The sequence below is a fragment of the Klebsiella sp. JB_Kp042 genome, assembly GCF_040065275.1.
GTDB lineage: Bacteria > Pseudomonadota > Gammaproteobacteria > Enterobacterales > Enterobacteriaceae > Klebsiella > Klebsiella quasipneumoniae.
In genome coordinates, this window is the sequence record NZ_JBEAJL010000106.1 from 1 (window position 1) to 18,711 (window position 18,711).

17 protein-coding genes are annotated in these 18,711 nt (G+C 61.6%); 10 read left to right on the plus strand and 7 right to left on the minus strand.

Going from position 1 to position 18,711, the window contains the following annotated elements:
• Positions 1–144 precede the first annotated feature (144 nt).
• Both ABLV54_RS22795 and dld read right to left on the minus strand, forming a co-directional pair.
• A complete protein-coding gene (locus ABLV54_RS22795; protein ID WP_002912829.1) occupies positions 145–699 on the minus strand; it encodes a GNAT family N-acetyltransferase in 555 nt (184 codons plus the stop codon).
• Between the two features lie 85 nt (positions 700–784).
• Positions 785–2,530 (minus strand): D-lactate dehydrogenase, encoded by a 1,746-nt coding sequence (gene dld, locus ABLV54_RS22800; RefSeq protein ID WP_065812292.1) that lies wholly within the window; start codon positions 2,528–2,530, stop codon positions 785–787.
• A 194-nt stretch (positions 2,531–2,724) separates the two neighbouring features.
• Here dld and bglX point away from each other — a divergent pair, with 194 nt between their 5' ends.
• The 5 genes from bglX (at position 2,725) to ABLV54_RS22825 (ending at position 8,902) form a co-directional block, all read left to right on the plus strand.
• On the plus strand, positions 2,725–5,022 hold the full coding sequence (gene bglX / locus ABLV54_RS22805) for a beta-glucosidase BglX (RefSeq protein ID WP_248861012.1): 2,298 nt from the start codon (positions 2,725–2,727) through the stop codon (positions 5,020–5,022).
• 136 nt (positions 5,023–5,158) lie between these two features.
• Positions 5,159–6,076: an ABC transporter substrate-binding protein gene (locus ABLV54_RS22810; RefSeq protein ID WP_248861013.1), complete on the plus strand. Its 918-nt coding sequence runs from the start codon at positions 5,159–5,161 to the stop codon at positions 6,074–6,076.
• A gap of 7 nt (positions 6,077–6,083) precedes the next feature.
• Positions 6,084–7,241 carry an ABC transporter permease gene (locus ABLV54_RS22815; protein ID WP_044524199.1) on the plus strand — a complete coding sequence of 386 codons (1,158 nt, stop codon included), beginning with the start codon at positions 6,084–6,086 and terminating at the stop codon, positions 7,239–7,241.
• Positions 7,234–8,181 (plus strand): ABC transporter ATP-binding protein, encoded by a 948-nt coding sequence (locus ABLV54_RS22820; protein ID WP_101976343.1) that lies wholly within the window; start codon positions 7,234–7,236, stop codon positions 8,179–8,181. Before ABLV54_RS22815 ends, ABLV54_RS22820 begins: the two co-directional genes overlap by 8 nt.
• Positions 8,165–8,902, plus strand: a complete 738-nt coding sequence (locus ABLV54_RS22825; RefSeq protein ID WP_023290422.1) for an ABC transporter permease — start codon at positions 8,165–8,167, stop codon at positions 8,900–8,902. Before ABLV54_RS22820 ends, ABLV54_RS22825 begins: the two co-directional genes overlap by 17 nt.
• Here ABLV54_RS22825 and ABLV54_RS22830 read toward each other — a convergent pair.
• Complete coding sequence (locus tag ABLV54_RS22830) at positions 8,877–8,990, minus strand: protein YohO (RefSeq protein WP_002912762.1); 114 nt, start codon at positions 8,988–8,990, stop codon at positions 8,877–8,879. The genes ABLV54_RS22825 and ABLV54_RS22830 overlap by 26 nt on opposite strands.
• Positions 8,991–9,219: 229 nt before the next feature.
• Between ABLV54_RS22830 and ABLV54_RS22835 the strand changes: the two genes are divergently transcribed.
• The 3 genes from ABLV54_RS22835 to ABLV54_RS22845 are packed head-to-tail and all read left to right on the plus strand — an operon-like array spanning position 9,220 to position 12,139.
• Positions 9,220–10,908 (plus strand): sensor histidine kinase, encoded by a 1,689-nt coding sequence (locus tag ABLV54_RS22835; protein WP_004189065.1) that lies wholly within the window; start codon positions 9,220–9,222, stop codon positions 10,906–10,908.
• On the plus strand, positions 10,902–11,621 hold the full coding sequence (gene btsR / locus ABLV54_RS22840; RefSeq protein ID WP_023290421.1) for a two-component system response regulator BtsR: 720 nt from the start codon (positions 10,902–10,904) through the stop codon (positions 11,619–11,621). Before ABLV54_RS22835 ends, btsR begins: the two co-directional genes overlap by 7 nt.
• 47 nt (positions 11,622–11,668) lie before the next feature.
• Positions 11,669–12,139 (plus strand): DUF1456 family protein, encoded by a 471-nt coding sequence (locus ABLV54_RS22845; protein WP_023290420.1) that lies wholly within the window; start codon positions 11,669–11,671, stop codon positions 12,137–12,139.
• Between the two features lie 109 nt (positions 12,140–12,248).
• On the opposite strand, the gene metG is transcribed toward ABLV54_RS22845, so the two are convergent.
• Positions 12,249–14,282 carry a methionine--tRNA ligase gene (gene metG, locus ABLV54_RS22850; RefSeq protein ID WP_032429194.1) on the minus strand — a complete coding sequence of 678 codons (2,034 nt, stop codon included), beginning with the start codon at positions 14,280–14,282 and terminating at the stop codon, positions 12,249–12,251.
• Positions 14,283–14,435: 153 nt separating this feature from the next.
• On the opposite strand from metG, the gene apbC reads away from it, so the two are divergent.
• Positions 14,436–15,545 carry an iron-sulfur cluster carrier protein ApbC gene (gene apbC / locus ABLV54_RS22855; protein ID WP_023290418.1) on the plus strand — a complete coding sequence of 370 codons (1,110 nt, stop codon included), beginning with the start codon at positions 14,436–14,438 and terminating at the stop codon, positions 15,543–15,545.
• Here the strand turns inward: apbC and ABLV54_RS22860 are convergent.
• A complete protein-coding gene (locus tag ABLV54_RS22860) occupies positions 15,542–16,003 on the minus strand; it encodes a GNAT family N-acetyltransferase (RefSeq protein ID WP_248861014.1) in 462 nt (153 codons plus the stop codon). The genes apbC and ABLV54_RS22860 overlap by 4 nt on opposite strands.
• The gene (locus ABLV54_RS22865; RefSeq protein ID WP_004201590.1) at positions 15,978–16,295 is read right to left on the minus strand and encodes an RcnB family protein; all 318 of its coding nucleotides are present in this window, start codon (positions 16,293–16,295) and stop codon (positions 15,978–15,980) included. Before ABLV54_RS22865 ends, ABLV54_RS22860 begins: the two co-directional genes overlap by 26 nt.
• 182 nt (positions 16,296–16,477) lie before the next feature.
• Here ABLV54_RS22865 and ABLV54_RS22870 point away from each other — a divergent pair, with 182 nt between their 5' ends.
• Positions 16,478–17,377 carry a LysR family transcriptional regulator gene (locus ABLV54_RS22870; protein WP_032453496.1) on the plus strand — a complete coding sequence of 300 codons (900 nt, stop codon included), beginning with the start codon at positions 16,478–16,480 and terminating at the stop codon, positions 17,375–17,377.
• Here ABLV54_RS22870 and ABLV54_RS22875 read toward each other — a convergent pair.
• Positions 17,367–18,710, minus strand: coding sequence for an NCS2 family permease (locus tag ABLV54_RS22875; RefSeq protein ID WP_023290415.1), 1,344 nt, complete (start codon positions 18,708–18,710; stop codon positions 17,367–17,369). The two genes, ABLV54_RS22870 and ABLV54_RS22875, sit on opposite strands and share 11 nt — an antisense overlap.
• Position 18,711 lies beyond the last annotated feature (1 nt).

The following is an 18,711-nucleotide window of genomic DNA, read 5'->3' on the forward strand; positions in this document are numbered from 1 at the left end:
TGTGCCGGATGGCGGCTGACGCCTTATCCGGCCTACGTTATTTGGCGCCGGGTTCGGCCCCTTAGTAGGCCCGGTAAGCGCAGCGCCGCCGGGCAATCGGGCTGGGGCGTTTATGCCGCGAGCCGCGGGATGTAACGCCGAATATTACTCCGGCAGCGTCCAGTCGCCGTCACCCAGCGCGCGCTGCATAATCAACGTATCCCGCCAGTCGCCCATCTTATAGCCGACGCTGCGCAGCTGACCTGCCACGGTAAAACCGAACTTTTTATGGATCGCCAGCGAGCCGGCATTGTTATGGCCATCGCCGATGATCGCCAGCATCTGCCGCCATGGGCCTTTCTCGCATTCGGCGATCAGCCGCGACAGCAGCGCGCTGCCGATGCCGCGCCCGCCCATTCCGGATTCCACGTAGATCGATTCTTCGAGGGTGTAGCGATAGGCCGGGCGCGGGCGATAGAAAGTGGCGTAGCAGTAGCCGACTATAGCCCCGCGCCACAGCGCTACCAGCCAGGGCAGCCCGTTATCGCGCACGGTCTGGATCCGTTTACGCATTTCGTCAACGGTGGGAGGGATCTCTTCGAAGGAGGCGCGGCCATTGAGCACGTGCCAGACATACAGCGCGGCGATGGCGTGCGCATCGTCGGGCAGCGCTTCACGAATTTCTAAATCACTGTCGAGTAACGGGGCCTCTGCAGGCATGGCGGCGCTCCTGAATCTGCCGGAGAGACATTCTCCGGCGTGCAGCGTAATACAGAAGCGCCAGGCTGAATAGTCCTGCCGCCGATTATTGCGGATCCGTCGGGGAGACTGGCGCCGGGGCCGCTTCACCCCAGTATTTCTGCTTGCTGGTTTTGCCGATCCCCGGGTTCATGCTGTTGGTCGGATCGTTCTGGCGATAGAACTGCTGCAGGCTCTCCGGCGCTTCATACAGATGACCCACGTTATGCTCCGCCGGGTACTGGGCGCCGCGGGCTTTCAGCAACGCCAGCATCTGCTCCTTCAGCGCATGGGCGTCGACCCCTTTCTTGACGATGTAATCCTGATGGAACACATGGCACATAAAGTGGCCATAGTAGAGCTTATGCACCAGCTGGCTGTCGATCTCCGGCGGCAGATGTTCGAACCACTCGGTATCGTTGCGGCGCAGGGCGATATCCAGCGCCAGAATATCTTCCACCTCGTCAGCATGCACCGCCTGATAGCGGATCGCCGCGCCCGCGGCGGCAAAGCGATGGAGGAACGCTTTGCTGCCTTCCTCCGGCGTGCAGGCGAAGAACTCCCCCTCGGCCTGTTGGAAGTACGCTGTCAGCCAGCGCTGCGCTTCTTCGATGCCGTCGCCGGCCATCTTCAGCAGCAGATGGTGTTCATATTTGTCGCGCCAGGTTTTCATCCGCTCCGGTAAATGCGCCGGGAAGACGTGGCCGAGCTTCTGCATAAAGCGGTCGGTAAAGTGCGGCTTAAACAGCGACACTTTCTCCAGCATCGCGTCGGTGCGCCCCTTCATGGTGAAGAAGAACGGCATTTTGTCGGTGCCGAGCTTATCGATCATCAGGAAGGTGTCTTTGCCATACTTCTCGGCGATATCGTAAATATCGCGGTGCATATATTCCCCGGCCACCGGCAGATGCTGGAACTCGGCGAGGATATGGCGGCGGATCTCGGTCAATACCTGCGGCTGATTGGTGCCAATGTAAAACACCTGCTGGCGCTTCTCCGCCGGGAAGGTATCGAGACGCGCGGCGAAAACCGCCAGTTTACCGGCGCAGCCGGAGGATTCGAACAGGCGGTCCGGGTCGGCGTTGTAGCGCGCCGGGGTGTCGGCATCGACATCACGCACGCGGGTAACATAGTCGTGATCGTGGGCGTGACGGCCATCGTGCAGCACATCGCTATCGCTGATCCGCTCGTCGTCGAGTCGGCTGAGGATCTGCTCCGGCGTACTGCCGAGGTCGATACCCAGATGGTTGACCAGCTTCAGCTTACCGTCGGCGTCAATCTGCGCGAACAGCGACATTTCGGTATAGGCGGGCCCGCGCTGCACCAGGGAGCCGCCGGAATTGTTGCAGATCCCGCCGATCACCGACGCGCCGATGCATGATGAGCCGATCACCGAGTGCGGCTCGCGCCCCAGCGGTTTCAGCGCTTTTTCCAGTGAATAGAGAGTGGTGCCGGGCCAGGCCAGCACCTGCTCGCCTTTGTCCAGCAGATGCAGCTTATCCAGGCGCAGGGTGCTGATAATCACGATCTCGCGATCGTAATCATTGCCGTTGGGGGTGGAGCCTTCGGTCAGGCCGGTGTTGGCCGCCTGCATCAAAATGATTTTATCGGCGTCGACGCAGGCGTTGAGCACGCGCCAGAGTTCCAGCAGGGTGCCGGGAAAGACAACCGCCAGCGCTTCGCCCTGGCCGGAGCGGAAGCCTTTGCGGTAGCGCTGGGTTTTTGCCGGGTCGGTCAGCAGATGCGCAGGGCCAACCAGGCGCGCCAGGTCAGCCAGAAACGTTTTATGGGTGTTAGTGGGTGCAGATGACATGTTCCACTCCTTGTGGTGGTGCGCGAAATATCGAGGATAAGCATAGCGCTTTGTATGACAATTTGATGCATGAATGTTTCGCAAAAATCAGAGAAGAACCTTAGCATTCTGCGGGCGCGTTGTTTATATATATGGCAAACTGCGGTTTTTATTATGTTTTACCAAGTCCCCGTCTGAGAAAAAGCGAGATAACAATGAAATGGCTCTGCACTGTAGGCGTCGCCGTGAGTCTGGCGCTGCAACCCGCGCTGGCGGATGAACTGTTTGGTAACCACCCCCTGACCCCGCAGGCGCGGGATGCCTTTGTTACCGACCTGCTGAAAAAAATGAGCGTGGACGAGAAAATCGGGCAGCTGCGTCTGATAAGCGTCGGCCCGGATAACCCGAAAGAAGCGATCCGCGAGATGATCAAAGCGGGCCAGGTGGGAGCGATTTTTAACACCGTCACCCGTCCGGATATCCGCGTCATGCAGGATCAGGTGATGCAGCTTAGCCGCCTGAAGATCCCGCTGTTCTTTGCCTACGATGTGCTGCACGGCCAGCGCACTGTCTTCCCAATAAGCCTCGGTCTGGCCTCGTCGTTTAACCTCGACGCGGTGAAAACCGTGGGCCGCGTGTCAGCTTATGAAGCCGCCGATGACGGGCTGAACATGACCTGGGCGCCGATGGTCGACGTCTCCCGCGACCCGCGCTGGGGACGCGCTTCCGAAGGCTTCGGGGAAGACACGTATCTGACCACGATGATGGGCCAGGCGATGGTGGAGTCGATGCAGGGCAAGAGCCCTGCTGACCGCTATTCGGTGATGACCAGCGTCAAGCACTTCGCCGCCTACGGCGCGGTGGAGGGCGGGAAAGAGTACAACACGGTCGACATGAGCCCGCAGCGCCTGTTCAACGACTATATGCCGCCGTATAAAGCCGGACTCGATGCCGGCAGCGGCGCGGTGATGGTGGCCCTGAATTCGCTGAACGGCACCCCGGCGACCGCCGATTCCTGGCTGCTGAAAGATGTCCTGCGCGACCAGTGGGGCTTTAAAGGCATCACGGTTTCCGACCACGGCGCCATCAAAGAGCTGATCAAGCACGGCGTGGCCTCCGACCCGGAAGACGCGGTGCGCGTGGCGCTGAAGTCCGGCATCAACATGAGCATGAGCGACGAGTATTACAGCAAATACCTGCCGGGGCTGGTGAAATCCGGCAAGGTGACCATGGCTGAGCTGGATGACGCCACCCGTCACGTGCTCAACGTCAAATATGACATGGGGCTGTTCAACGATCCGTACAGCCACCTGGGACCAAAAGATTCTGACCCGCAGGACACCAACGCGGAAAGCCGTCTGCATCGTAAAGAGGCGCGCGAAGTGGCCCGCGAGAGCCTGGTGCTGCTGAAAAACCGTCTCGATACGCTGCCGCTGAAAAAATCCGGCACTATCGCGGTGGTGGGCGCGCTGGCGGACAGCAAACGCGACATGATGGGCAGCTGGTCGGCGGCGGGCGTGGCCGATCAGTCGGTGACCGTCCTGACCGGCATCAAAGAAGCGCTGGGCGATAACGGCAAAGTGATTTACGCCAAAGGGGCGAACGTTACCGACGACAAAGGCATTGTCGATTTCCTCAATCTGTATGAGAAAGCAGTGCAGGTTGACCCGCGCTCGCCGCAGGAAATGATCGACGAAGCCGTCGCGGCGGCGAAGCAATCCGACGTGGTGGTCGCCGTAGTGGGCGAGGCGCAGGGGATGGCCCATGAGGCCTCCAGCCGGACCGACATCACCCTGCCGCAGAGCCAGCGCAATCTGATTGCCGCCCTCAAAGCCACCGGCAAACCGCTGGTGCTGGTGCTGATGAACGGCCGTCCGCTGGCGCTGGTGAAAGAGGATCAGCAAGCCGATGCGCTGCTGGAGACCTGGTTTGCCGGCACCGAAGGCGGGCATGCCATCGCCGACGTGCTGTTTGGCGACTATAACCCGTCGGGCAAGCTGCCGATGTCCTTCCCGCGCTCGGTGGGGCAGATCCCAACCTACTACAGCCATCTGAATACCGGTCGGCCGTATAATCCGGAGAAGCCGAACAAGTACACCTCGCGTTACTTCGATGAGGCCAACGGCCCGCTGTACCCGTTTGGCTACGGTCTGAGCTACACCACCTTTAGCGTCTCCGATGTCACCATGTCGTCGGCCACCCTGCCGCGCGACGGCAGCGTGACCGCCAGCGTGCAGGTGACCAACACCGGCAAACGCGAAGGGGCGACGGTCATTCAGCTGTATCTGCAGGACGTCACCGCCTCCATGAGCCGGCCGGTGAAAATGCTGCGCGGCTTTAAAAAGGTCACCCTCAAGCCGGGTGAAACGCAAACCGTCAGCTTCCCGATCGACGTCGACGCGCTGAAGTTCTGGAACCAGCAGATGAAATACGTCGCTGAGCCGGGCAAATTCAATGTCTTTATCGGCGTGGACTCCGCCCGCGTGAAGCAGAGCGAGTTTGAGCTGTTGTAAGGCAGAGCCCTTAAGCCCAACGTCACACGTTAAAGGCCGATTAATCGGCCTTTTCTTTTTCGTATCGCTGGCAAATGGACTACGCTTTTCTCTTAAGCTTCTGTAAGCGAAGCGCAAAAGAACTGAGGGAAGCGGGATGAAGATGGCGACGAAATGGTCTGGCGCGCTGGCGCTGGCCGCCCTGATAAGTGTGCCGCTGCAGGCGGCGGAGCCGGTGAAGGTCGGCTCGAAAATTGATACCGAAGGGGCGCTGCTGGGCAATATGATCCAGCAGGTGCTGGAAAACCACGGCGTCAAAACGATTAATAAAATCCAGCTCGGCACCACGCCGGTGGTGCGCGGGGCGATTGTCGCCGGCGAGCTGGATATCTACCCGGAGTATACCGGCAATGGCGCTTTCTTCTTTAAAGATGAAAACGACCCGGCATGGAAGGATGCCCGGCAGGGCTATGAGAAGGTGAAACGCCTGGATCAGGAGAAACATCAGCTGGTATGGCTCACCCCGGCGCCGGCTAACAACACCTGGACCATCGCCGTGCGCCAGGAGCTGGCGGAGAAAAATCATCTGACCTCGCTGGCCGACCTCAGCCGCTATCTGCAGCAGGGCGGCGAATTTAAGCTGGCGGCTTCGGCGGAGTTTATTGAACGCCCGGACGCGCTGCCGGCGTTTGAAAAAGCGTATGACTTCAAACTCAACCAGAACCAGCTGCTGTCGCTGGCCGGGGGCGATACGGCGGTGACCATCAAAGCGGCGGCGCAGCAGACCTCCGGCGTCAACGCGGCGATGGCCTACGGCACCGACGGCCCGTTGGCGGCTCTGGGGTTACAGACGCTGAGCGACCCGCAGGGCGTGCAGCCGATTTACGCCCCGACGCCGGTGGTGCGCGAGGCGGTGCTTAAAGCCTACCCGCAGATCGCCGACTGGCTGAAGCCGGTCTTCGCCAGCCTCGATGAAAAGACCCTGCAGCAGCTCAACGCCCGCATCGCGGTGGAAGGCCAGGATGCGAAGCGCGTGGCGGCAGATTATCTGCAGCAGAAAGGCCTGCTGAAGTAAGCCACCGGTGACCATTCGCTGTACTCACCGCGTCGGCCTGCTGCTGACAGGCCTGCTGCTGGTTACGCTGGCGCTGCCGTTTATCGCTTACGCGCCGAATCGCTTACTCTCCGGGGAAGGGCGCGGGCTGTGGCAGGTGATGCCCTGGCTCGCCGGCGTTCAGCTGGCGGCAGCCCTCGCCGGGATCCTGCTCTGCTGGCTGCCGGGCAGGGTTGCGCCGCTTCTCCATCTGCTGCTGGCCGAACTGCTCTTCCCGCTGCTTATCTGGGGCAGCGGCCAGGCGGCGATTGAGCTCTCCCGGCACGGCTCGCCGCTGGCGCGCACCTCGCCCGGCAGCGGTTTGTGGCTGTCGCTGGCGCTCTGCCTGCTGCTGGCCAGCGAGGCCATTCGTCATCTTACCGCCCGGCCGCTGTGGCGCTGGTTGCTCAATGCGCAAGTCTGGCTGCTGCCCATCATCCTGCTCGCCGCCGGGGCGCTCGATCAGCTCTCGCTGCTGAAGGAGTATGCCAACCGCCAGGAGGTATTTGACGACGCCCTGCGCCAGCATCTGCTTCTGCTGTTTGGCACCCTGCTGCCGGGCCTGATCATTGGCCTGCCGCTGGGGGTATGGCTCTGGCGGCGTCCGCGCTGGCAGGCGCCGGCCTTCACCGTGCTCAATGTGATCCAGACTATCCCGTCGGTGGCGCTGTTCGGCCTGCTGATTGCCCCGCTTGCCGGTCTGGCGCGCTATTTCCCGGCGCTGGGCGAGCTGGGCGTCTCCGGGACCGGCGTGGCACCGGCCCTGATCGCCCTGACGTTGTATGCGCTGCTGCCGCTGGTGCGCGGGGTGGTGACCGGCCTGCAGCAGGTGCCGCGGGATGCGCTGGAGAGCGCGACGGCGATGGGCATGAGCGCCGGTCAGCGTTTTCGTCAGGTGCAGCTCCCGCTGGCGATGCCGGTGCTGTTGCGCAGCCTGCGGGTGGTCAGCGTGCAAACCGTCGGCATGGCGGTGGTGGCGGCGCTGATCGGCGCCGGCGGCTTTGGCGCGCTGGTGTTCCAGGGGCTGCTGAGCAGCGCGCTGGATCTGGTGCTGCTCGGAGTCGTGCCGACCATTGCCCTGGCGGTGGTCGTGGATGCTCTGTTCGCCCTGTGGGGCGCCTGGCTGAAAGGAGAGGCCAATGATTGAATTTGAAGGGGTCAGCAAAGCGTTTGCCGGCCACCCGGCGGTGAAGGACCTGACCCTGCAGCTGCGCGAAGGCGCTTTCTCGGTGCTGGTGGGAACCTCCGGCTCGGGCAAGTCGACGACGCTGAAAATGATCAACCGCCTGCTGGAGCCGGACCGGGGCATGATTCGCTTTGCCGGCGAAGACATCCGCCAGCAGCCGCTCCTGACCCTGCGGCGGCGGATGGGCTATGCCATCCAGTCCATCGGCCTGTTTCCCCACTGGACGGTGGCGCAGAATATCGCCACCGTGCCGCAGCTGCAAAAATGGCCACGGGGGAGGATCGCCGACCGGGTCGACGAGCTGATGGCGCTGCTGGGGCTGGAGGCAACGCTGCGCGACCGCTATCCTCATCAGCTCTCCGGCGGCCAGCAGCAGCGGGTCGGGGTGGCGCGGGCGCTGGCGGCAGACCCGGAAGTGCTGCTTATGGATGAGCCCTTCGGCGCCCTCGACCCGGTGACCCGTGAGGCGCTGCAGCAGGAGATGCTGCGTATCCATCGCCTGCTGGGGCGGACGATTGTCCTGGTGACCCATGATATTGACGAAGCGCTGCGTCTCGCGGACCACCTGGTGCTGATGGACGGCGGCGAGGTGGTCCAGCAGGGGGCGCCGCTGGCGATGCTCCTGCGGCCAGAGAATCGCTTTGTGCAAACCTTTTTTGGCCGCAGCGAGCTGGGCGTGCGCCTGCTGTCGCTGCGCGAGGTGCGGGACTATCTGCGTCCCGACGAGCGGCTGGCGGGCGAGGGGCTGACCGTCACCATGACCCTGCGGGAAGCGCTGTCGCAGTTTGTCGCCCGGCGCTGCGAGGCGCTGCCGGTGGTGGATGCCGAGGGGCACCCCTGCGGCACGCTGCATTTTGCCGATCTGCTGCGCCAGGAGGCGAGTCATGAAGGCGCTTCGTGAGCCGCTGTGGTGGCTTAGCGCGCTGTTTATCGGCCTGCTGGCGGGGCTGCCCTACAGCGCGCCGCTGTTCAGCCGGCTGTTTCCGGAACTGCCGCGGCCGGTCTACCAGCAGGAGAGCTTCTGGGCGCTCACTGTCGATCACGGCTGGCTGGTGGCGGCGTCCAGCCTCGCGGCGACCGCTGTCGGGCTGGGGGCAGGGGTGGCGGTCACCCGGCCCGCGGGCAGCGCGTTTCGTCCGCTGGTGGAGACCATCGCCGCTATCGGGCAGACCTTTCCGCCGGTGGCGGTGCTGGCGATGGCGGTGCCGGTGCTGGGCTTTGGCTGGCTGCCGGCGCTGATCGCCCTCGCGCTGTATGGCATACTGCCGGTGCTGCAAGGGACTCTGGCCGGTCTGGGGTCGATACCGTCGGGCGTGTCAGATGTGGCAGAAGGGATGGGCATGACCGGCTGGCAGCGTCTGTGCAAGGTGGAGCTGCCGCTGGCGGCCCCGGTGATCCTGGCGGGGATCCGCACCTCGGTCATCGTCAATATTGGTACCGCGACGATAGCCTCGACGGTGGGGGCCAATACGCTTGGGACGCCGATCATCATCGGCCTGAGCGGGTTTAATACCGCCTATATCGTGCAGGGGGCGCTGCTGGTGGCGCTGGCGGCGATTATTGTCGACCGCGCATTTGAGCGCCTGGCCCGCTGGCTCAGCCGACACCGCCACGTACAATAAAGGAATAGCCGGCCAGCATCACGCCGCTGATCCCGCCGATGGCCATAAGTAAGAAGAGAGTGACGACCGCGATTTTCGCTGGCTTCATAATAGGCTCCTGATGTTAACAGGGGGATTATACGGTGAAGCACAGGTGTTAATGAAACATTAATTGCGGTTTAGCGCGCCGCGCCGGGCTTTTTGCCGCTTTCGCTGCGTCACACGCCGCAAAAAAGTGTGATCCTGCCCGTCATTTTTCATTTTTATGCAGGGCTTCAAAGAAAGTCTCCGCCAGGCAGTGTAAGGTACGCGCTTTCAGGAATGTGTGGTTTGCGGGTATGTACGAGTTTGATCTGGTGTTGCTGCTGCTTCAGCAGATGTGCGTATTTTTGGTCATCGCGTGGTTGATGAGCAAAACCCGACTGTTTATCCCCCTGATGCAAGTCACCGTTCGCCTGCCGCACAAGCTGCTGTGCTACGTCACCTTCTCCATTTTCTGCATTATGGGGACCTATTTTGGTCTGCATATCGAAGACTCTATCGCCAACACCCGCGCCATCGGCGCCGTGATGGGCGGCCTGCTCGGCGGCCCGGTGGTCGGCGGGCTGGTGGGGCTGACCGGCGGCCTGCACCGCTACTCGCTGGGGGGGATGACCGCCTTAAGCTGCATGGTCTCCACTATCGTCGAGGGGCTGCTGGGCGGTCTGGTGCACAGCGTGCTGGTCAAGCGCGGCCGGCCGGACAAAGTCTTTAGCCCGCTGACCGCCGGGGCGATCACCTTCGTGGCCGAGCTGGTGCAGATGATGATTATTCTGCTGATCGCCCGCCCGTTCCAGGACGCCCTGCATCTGGTGCAGAGCATTGCTGCGCCGATGATGGTGACCAATACCGTCGGCGCGGCGCTGTTTATGCGCATTCTGCTGGACAAGCGGGCGATGTTCGAGAAGTACACCTCCGCCTTTTCCGCCACGGCGCTGAAGGTGGCGGCGTCCACCGAGGGGATCCTGCGTCAGGGGTTCAACGAAGAGAACAGCATGAAGGTGGCCCAGGTGCTGATCCAGGAGCTGGATATCGGCGCGGTGGCGATCACCGACCGCGACAAGCTGCTGGCGTTTACCGGCATCGGCGACGACCACCACCTGCCGGGCAAACCTATCTCCTCCTCGTATACGCAACGGGCGATTGAGACCGGGGAGGTGGTGTATGCCGACGGCAACGAGGTGCCCTACCGCTGCTCGATTCATCCGCACTGTAAGCTGGGGTCGACGCTGGTGATCCCCTTGCGCGGCGAGAACCAGCGGGTGATCGGCACCATCAAATTGTATGAGGCGAAAAACCGCCTGTTCAGTTCGATCAACCGCACCCTCGGGGAGGGGATTGCCCAGCTACTATCGGCGCAGATCCTCGCCGGGCAGTACGAGCGGCAGAAGGCGCTGCTGACGCAATCCGAAATCAAGCTTCTGCATGCCCAGGTCAACCCGCACTTCCTGTTTAACGCGCTTAACACCCTGAAGGCGGTGATCCGTCGCGACAGCGAGCAGGCCGGCCAGCTGGTGCAGTATCTGTCGACCTTCTTTCGCAAGAACCTGAAGCGGCCGACAGAAATCGTCACCCTCGCCGATGAGATCGAGCATGTTAACGCCTACCTGCAGATTGAGAAGGCCCGCTTTCAGGCTAACCTGCAGATCCAGATGGCGGTGCCGGAAGGGCTGGCGCATCACCAGCTGCCGGCCTTTACCCTGCAGCCGATCGTGGAGAACGCCATTAAGCATGGCACATCGCAACATCTTGGCGTCGGCGAAATTACCATTCGCGCCAGCCAGGACGATCGCTGGCTGCAGCTGGATATCGAAGATAACGCCGGGCTGTACCGGGCCAACCCTCAGGCCAGCGGGCTGGGGATGAATCTGGTGGACAGGCGGCTTCGGGCGCGTTTTGGCGCCGACTGCGGCATCAGCGTCACCTGCGAACCGGAGCGCTTTACCCGTGTCACCCTACGTTTGCCCCTGGAGGAGAATGCATGCTGAGAGTATTGATCGTCGATGATGAGCCGCTGGCGCGGGAAAACCTGCGTATTTTGCTGGAGACTCAGCGCGATATCGAGATCGTCGGCGAATGCGGCAATGCGGTGGAGGCGATTGGCGCGGTCCATAAGCTGCGTCCCGACGTGTTGTTTCTCGACATCCAGATGCCGCGCATCAGCGGCCTGGAGATGGTCGGGATGCTCGACCCGGAGCACCGCCCCTATATCGTGTTTCTCACCGCCTTTGATGAATACGCGGTGAAAGCCTTTGAGGAGCACGCCTTTGACTATCTGCTCAAGCCGATTGAAGCTGCCCGGCTGGAGAAAACCCTCGCCCGTCTGCGCCAGGAGCGTAATCTGCAGGATGTGTCGCTGTTGGATGACGCCCGGCAGACGCTGAAATACATACCCTGTACCGGCCACAGCCGTATCTGGCTGCTGCAGATGGAGGATGTGGCCTTCGTCAGCAGCCGGATGAGCGGGATCTACGTGACCGACCGCGAGGGCAAGGAGGGGTTTACCGAGCTGACCCTGCGCACCCTTGAGAGCCGCACGCCGCTGCTGCGCTGTCATCGCCAGTATCTGGTGAATATGGCGCACCTGAAGGAGATTCGCCTGGAGGAGAATGGTCAGGCGGAGCTGCTGATGCGCGCCGGGCAAACGGTGCCGGTGAGCCGCCGCTATTTAAAAAGCCTGAAAGAGGCGATTGGCCTGTAAAGCTGCTACACTGCGCCCCATTGCATCATCGACAGTAAAAGGCACTCATGCTCAGTAATGATATTCTTCGTAGCCTGCGCTACACCCTGAAAGTCAATAATAACGATATGGTGCGCATTCTTGCGCTATCCGATATGGAATCCACCTCCGCCAGCTTTGACACCTGGACGACGAAAGAGGATGAAGAGGGCTTTGTCCGCTGCCCGGACATTATTCTGTCGGGGTTCCTCAACGGCCTTATCTATGACAAGCGCGGTAAAGACGATTCGGCGCCGGAGCTGGCGCTGGAGCGCCGGGTGAATAACAATACGGTGCTGAAAAAGCTGCGGATCGCCTTCTCGCTGAAAACGGATGATATTGTGGCGATCATGAGCGAGCAGAAATACCGCGTCTCGGTGCCGGAAGTGACCGCCATGATGCGGTCGCCTGACCACAAAAACTACCGCGAGTGCGGCGACCAGTTTCTGCGCAATTTCCTGCGCGGCCTGACCCAGCGGGTGCATAACCCGAAGGCGTGATGGTTAGCCGGGGGCGGCTTCGCCTTACCCGGCCTACAAAACCCGTCGGCCCGTGCAAGGGTAGCGCCGCCGGGCAAAAAAAAGCCGGAGATATTCTCCGGCTTTTTTATTATTTCACCTGCTGACCCGGCTTCGCGCCGTCGTCAGGGCTTAACAGGAAGATATCCTTCCCGCCAGGGCCGGCGGCCATCACCATCCCTTCCGAGATGCCGAAGCGCATTTTGCGCGGCGCCAGGTTGGCGACCATCACCGTCAGGCGGCCAATCAGCGGCTGCGGATCCGGATAAGCGGAGCGGATGCCGGAGAAGACGTTACGCTTCTCGCCGCCAAGATCCAACGTCAGGCGCAGCAGCTTGTCGGAGCCCTCGACGAATTCCGCGTTTTCAATCAGCGCCACGCGCAGGTCGACTTTGGCGAAATCGTCAAAGGTGATGGTTTCCTGAATCGGATCGTCCGCCAGCGGGCCGCTGACCGGCGCCGCGGTGGCTTTCACCTCTTCTTTAGAGGCTTCCACCAGGGCTTCCACCTGCTTCATCTCGATGCGGTTGTACAGCGCCTTAAACGGATTGACCTTATGCGCCAGCAGCGGCTGCTGGATGGCGTCCCAGCTCAGCTCGCTGTTGAGGAACGCTTCCGCGCGCGCGGCCAGCTGCGGCAGGACCGGCTTCAGCCAGGTCATCAGCACGCGGAACATATTCAGGCCCATGGTGCAGATGGCCTGCAGGTCGGCGTCGCGGCCTTCCTGTTTCGCCACCACCCACGGCGCCTGCTCATCGACATAGCGGTTGGCCACGTCGGCGAGGGCCATGATTTCGCGGATGGCCTTACCGAACTCGCGGCTGTCCCACGCTTCGCCGATGCTTTCCGCCGCGTCGGTGAAGGTTTTGTACAGCGCCGGGTCGGCCAGCTCAGCGGCTAGCACGCCGTCAAAACGCTTGCTGATAAAGCCGGCGTTGCGCGAGGCAAGGTTAACCACCTTGTTGACGATGTCGGCGTTAACGCGCTGGATAAAGTCTTCCAGGTTGAGGTCGATATCATCGATGCGCGAAGAGAGCTTGGCGGTGTAGTAGTAGCGCAGGCTGTCGGCATCAAAGTGCTTCAGCCAGGTGCTGGCCTTAATGAAGGTACCGCGCGACTTAGACATCTTCGCGCCGTTGACCGTCACGTAGCCATGCACGAACAGGTTGGTCGGTTTACGGAACTGGCTGCCTTCCAGCATCGCCGGCCAGAACAGGCTGTGGAAGTAGACGATGTCCTTGCCGATAAAGTGATACAGCTCGGCCGTGGAGTCTTTCTTCCAGTATTCGTCGAAGCTGGTGGTGTCGCCGCGCTTGTCGCACAGGTTCTTGAAAGAGCCCATGTAGCCGATCGGCGCGTCCAGCCAGACGTAGAAATATTTGCCCGGCGCGTTCGGAATTTCGAAGCCGAAGTACGGCGCATCGCGGGAGATGTCCCACTGCTGCAGGCCGGATTCGAACCACTCCTGCATTTTGTTCGCCACCTGCTCCTGCAGCGCGCCGCTGCGGGTCCACGCCTGCAGCATTTCGCTGAACGACGGCAGGTCGAAGAAGAAGTGTTCGGAGTCACGCATCACCGGCGTGGCGCCGGAGACCACCGATTTCGGGTCGATCAGTTCGGTGGGGCTGTAGGTCGCGCCGCACACTTCGCAGTTATCGCCGTACTGGTCCGGAGATTTACACTTCGGACAGGTGCCTTTCACAAAACGGTCCGGCAGGAACATGCCTTTTTCCGGATCGTAGAGCTGAGAGATGGTGCGGTTTTTGATAAAACCGTTCTCTTTCAGACGGGTGTAGATAAGCTCCGACAGCTCGCGGTTCTCGTCGCTGTGCGTCGAGTGATAGTTATCGTAGCTGATGTCGAAGCCGGCAAAATCGGTCTGATGCTCCTGACTCATCTCGCCAATCATCTGCTCCGGGGTAATACCGAGCTGCTGCGCCTTGAGCATGATCGGCGTGCCGTGGGCGTCGTCGGCGCAGATGAAGTTGACCTCGTGGCCGCGCATTCGCTGGTAACGGACCCAGACATCAGCCTGGATGTGCTCCAGCATGTGGCCGAGGTGGATGGAGCCGTTCGCGTACGGCAGGGCGCACGTTACCAGAATTTTCTTCGCGACTTGAGTCATAGTGAGCATTACATCTTCTGTTGTAAAAAGGGCTTCCGATATTACCAAAAGGGCTGTGGGTGCGCCATAAATGGCTGCCCATATATGGATAATCCTTTCCTGTGATAAACTCTGTGATTACTGAAAGCATCTCAAAACAACAAAGGAGTCGGGATGAATTCGCAATCCCAGGCCAAATCCCCCGAGCGCCTCCGCGCGATGGTCGCCGGGACGCTGGCCAATTTCCAGCACCCAACCCTGAAGCATAATCTCACCACCCTCAAGGCGCTGCACCATGTCGCCTGGCTGGACGATACCGTTCATATCGAGCTACAAATGCCGTTCGTCTGGAGCAGCGCCTTCGAAGCGCTCAAAGAGCAGTGCAGCGCCGAGCTGTTGCGCATCACTGGCGCGAAGGCCATCGACTGGAAGCTGACCCACAGCATCGCGACCCTCAAGCGCGTGAAAAACCAGCCCGGCATCAACGGCGTGAAGAACATTATCGCCATCAGCTCCGGGAAAGGCGGCGTCGGTAAATCCTCCACGGCGGTAAACCTGGCGCTGGCGCTCGCCGCGGAAGGGGCGAAGGTGGGCATTCTGGATGCCGATATCTACGGCCCGTCGATTCCGACCATGCTTGGCGCGGAAGACAGCCGCCCGACCTCGCCGGACGGTACCCATATGGCGCCGATCATGAAGTTCGGTCTGGCCACCAACTCCATCGGCTACCTGGTGACCGACGACAACGCCATGGTGTGGCGCGGGCCGATGGCCAGCAAGGCGCTGATGCAGATGCTGCAGGAGACCCTGTGGCCGGATCTCGACTACCTGGTGCTGGATATGCCGCCGGGTACTGGCGACATCCAGCTGACGCTGGCGCAGAACATTCCGGTCACCGGCGCGGTGGTAGTCACCACGCCGCAGGATATCGCGCTGATCGACGCCAAAAAAGGCATCGTGATGTTCGAAAAAGTGGAAGTGCCAGTGCTGGGGATCGTGGAAAACATGAGCATGCATATCTGCAGCAACTGCGGGCATCATGAGCCGATCTTCGGCACCGGCGGCGCGCAAAAACTGGCCGAGAAATACCACACCCAGCTGCTGGGCCAGCTGCCGCTGCATATTACGCTGCGGGAAGATCTGGATAACGGCACGCCGACGGTGGTGGCGCGTCCGGAAAGCGAATTTACCGACATCTACCGCCAGCTGGCGGGTCGGGTGGCGGCCCAGATGTACTGGCAGGGAGAAGTGATCCCGGGTGAGATTGCCTTCCGCGCCGTTTAAGGCCGCGGCGAGCGCATCAGCCAGTATCCGCCCTCGGGCGAGGCGCCCTGTGCTTCGATGGTCCAGCCGTGACGCTGGTAGAAGCGCAGGGCGTTTTTATTTTCCATCAGGCACTTCAGCGTCCCGCTGGCGGTAAAGGTCCGTTCGACCTGCGCCAGCAGCGCGCTGCCGATAAGCTTGCCCTGCCAGTCCGGGTCGACGAACAGATGGTGAAGAAAGTTATCGGCGGTCCATACGGCGGCAAAGCCCACCGGCAGGCCGTCGTATTCCGCGACCCATAGCTGTTCATCCGCGGTGGCGGCATCGAAATCTTCCAGCCGCCATGTCGTGGAGGGAAGCCAGGTCCACGACATACTGCGCGCCCGCAGAAAGAGCTGGCGCAGCGCCGGAAAGTCCGCTGGTTCGCCGGGGCGGATGCGGAGTTTGAGCGGATCAGCGATGATAGAAGATCTCGCCATCGTACACCTTGAGGATTTTGCCTTCGGTGTCGGTGATCAGCACGTAGTTACCGCCCATATAGGTCCAGTGGCTGCCGGCGTCCGGCGCGGGCAGATTACGCTGCTGCCACCCTTTGATGTTGTATTCGGGGGTGAGGTACATCGCCGGAACGGTGTCGCCAATGTGGAACTGGGTGAAGTCGGCGGTGAACTCTTTCAGCGCATACTGATCGATCCCCGCGGCAGAAGCCGTCCAGCTGGCGCCGGCGGTGGCAAGGAGTACGCCCAGAAGCATCATTTTTGTTTTACGCATAGTTTCCTCAATATTACCTGGACTCAAAATAGCAGCCTCGTATCATTCCTGATGCGTTGCTGAAATGGCAAGCACTGGATTTTTAAAAAGTGTAAGCAAAACACGGCGCAGTCCTGCGCCGCTTGCGTTGCAGCGACGGTGATGCCTATTTTGGGAGCAATCTGAAGCAGGGGAGAATCGGCATGTTCAGGCTGGAAGATCTGACCTTATTTGTCCGCGCCGCGGCACTGGGCAGTTTTAGCGACGCCGCGCGCGAGGCGGGGCAGCAACCGGCGCAGGTGAGCGCGGCGATTAAGCGTCTGGAGACAATCCTCAATATTCGCCTGTTCGCCCGCTCGACCCGCAGCCTGCGCCTGACGCCGGAGGGGGAGACCTGGCTGCCGTATGCCACCCAGATGCTCGATACCCTCGAGGCCGGCCTGCAGAAGATCCAGACCCCGGACGATGAAATTCGCGGCATGCTGCAGATCGCCGTGCCATCGGATCTCGGGCGTAACCTGCTCCTGACCCTGTTCCGCGACTTTCGGCAACGCCACCCGGCGCTGCGCCTGCGGCTGCTCTTTTCCGACCAGCTGACCGACGTGTTTAAAGATCCGGTGGACGTCGCGTTTCGCTATGGCAATAACGATGACGCCTCGTTTATTTCGCTGCCGGTGGCGCCGGAAAATCGTCGGGTGCTGGTGGCCTCTCCTGAGTGGATCGCCCGCCACGGCGAGCCGCAGACCCTTGAGGAGCTCGGCCAGCACAATGCGTTGATCTACATATTGCGCGGCCGCCCGTTCGACCGCTGGTCGCTGAGCCTCGACGGCGAAGTCCTGCAGCAGAAGGTCTCCGGCACGGTGATGAGCGACGACGCGGAGGTGATCCGCCGGCTGGCGGTGGCCGGGGAGGGCATTGCCTATAAATCGATGCTCGACGTCAGCGACGATCTGCGGGCGGGCCGCCTGCGGCGCCTGCTACCGCGTTACCAGGGGGATGTGGTGCCGTTGAACCTGATTTGTCCGCACCGCAAACAGCTCTCTGCCGCGGTGCGTTTGTTATATGAAGAGGTGAAATCACATTGTGAAGGGCTTAATGTCTAACTAAGGTCGCGAAGTAGTAGACCAGCGGGACGGCCAGCACCCACAGGCCAATCGGGATTTCCCGCCACTTGCCGGCGATGGCCTTGATCACAATGTAAAACAGCAGCCCGCCGGCGATGCCGGTGCCGAAGCTGTTGGCGATGAGGGTGATCATCACCATCATCAGCACCGGCAGGCCGTCGGTGAAGTTGCCGAGATCCACTTTGCGCAGGCCGCTGAACATGTTCAGGCCGATCAGGATCAGCGCCGGGGCGGTGGCCTCCTTCGGGATCATCAGCGCCACCGGCGTGAACAGCAGCATCAGCAGGAACATCACCGCCGCTGACAGCGCGGTGAGGCCGGTTTTGCCGCCGGCTTCCGCCGCCGCCGAGGACTCAATCAGCGCCGTCGCCGCCGGAATACCTACCCACGGGCCGAGCGCCGCGGCAATCGAATCGACCATAAACGGGCGATTAATCTGCGGCATGTTGCCTTCTTCATCCAGCAGACCCGCCTCGCCGCCCACCGCCAGCGTCGTCCCCATGGTGGAGAAAAACTCAGAAGCGAAAAAGACGAACAGGAACGGCAGGAAGGCGATGTTTAACGCCCCCAGCAGGTCAACCTCTCCCAGCACCGGGGCCAGCGAGTGGGGGACATCGATAAAATGCGTCGGCAGTTTCGTGACGCCGAACGGGATCCCCACCAGGGTAGCGCACAGAATGGCCCACAAAATGGCGCCCGGCACCTTACGCGCCTGCAGGGCTATCGCCAGGAACAGGCCGCACAGCGCCACCAGCGCGCCGGGGGCGAGGAAGTCGCCGAGCATCAGGGCGTTGGTTTTGGCATTGGCGAGCACCAGCCCGGCGTTGCGAAAGCCGAGGACGGCGACGAACAGGCCGATGGAGGCCGTCAGCCCCAGCTTGATCGACTGCGGCACCGAGCGGGTGACCACTTCGCGCAGGCCAAAGCGGGTCAGCAGGAAGAAGAGAACCCCCGACCAGCAGGCGATCCCGAGGCCTGTCTGCCAGCCAATCCCCTCGCTACCGGCCAGCGTGACCCCCACCAGCACTGAGCCGCCAATGCCCGGGCCGACGATAAACGGCAGGTTGGCGTAAAACGCCATCAGCAGCGAGCCGACGACGAAGACCAGAATGGTGCCGGTGGTGGCGGCGCCTTTGTCCATTCCGCCGATCGCCAGCAGTCCCGGGATGACCACCAGTAAATAGGCGGCAGCGAGAAAACCGGTGATCCCGGCCAGGCATTCGCTGCGCAGCGTGCCGCCGCGCGAGCGCAGCGCAAAGCGGCGCTCCAGCCAGTTATCGCGGGCGGAAGAGTGAAGTGTGTTATCGGCCATG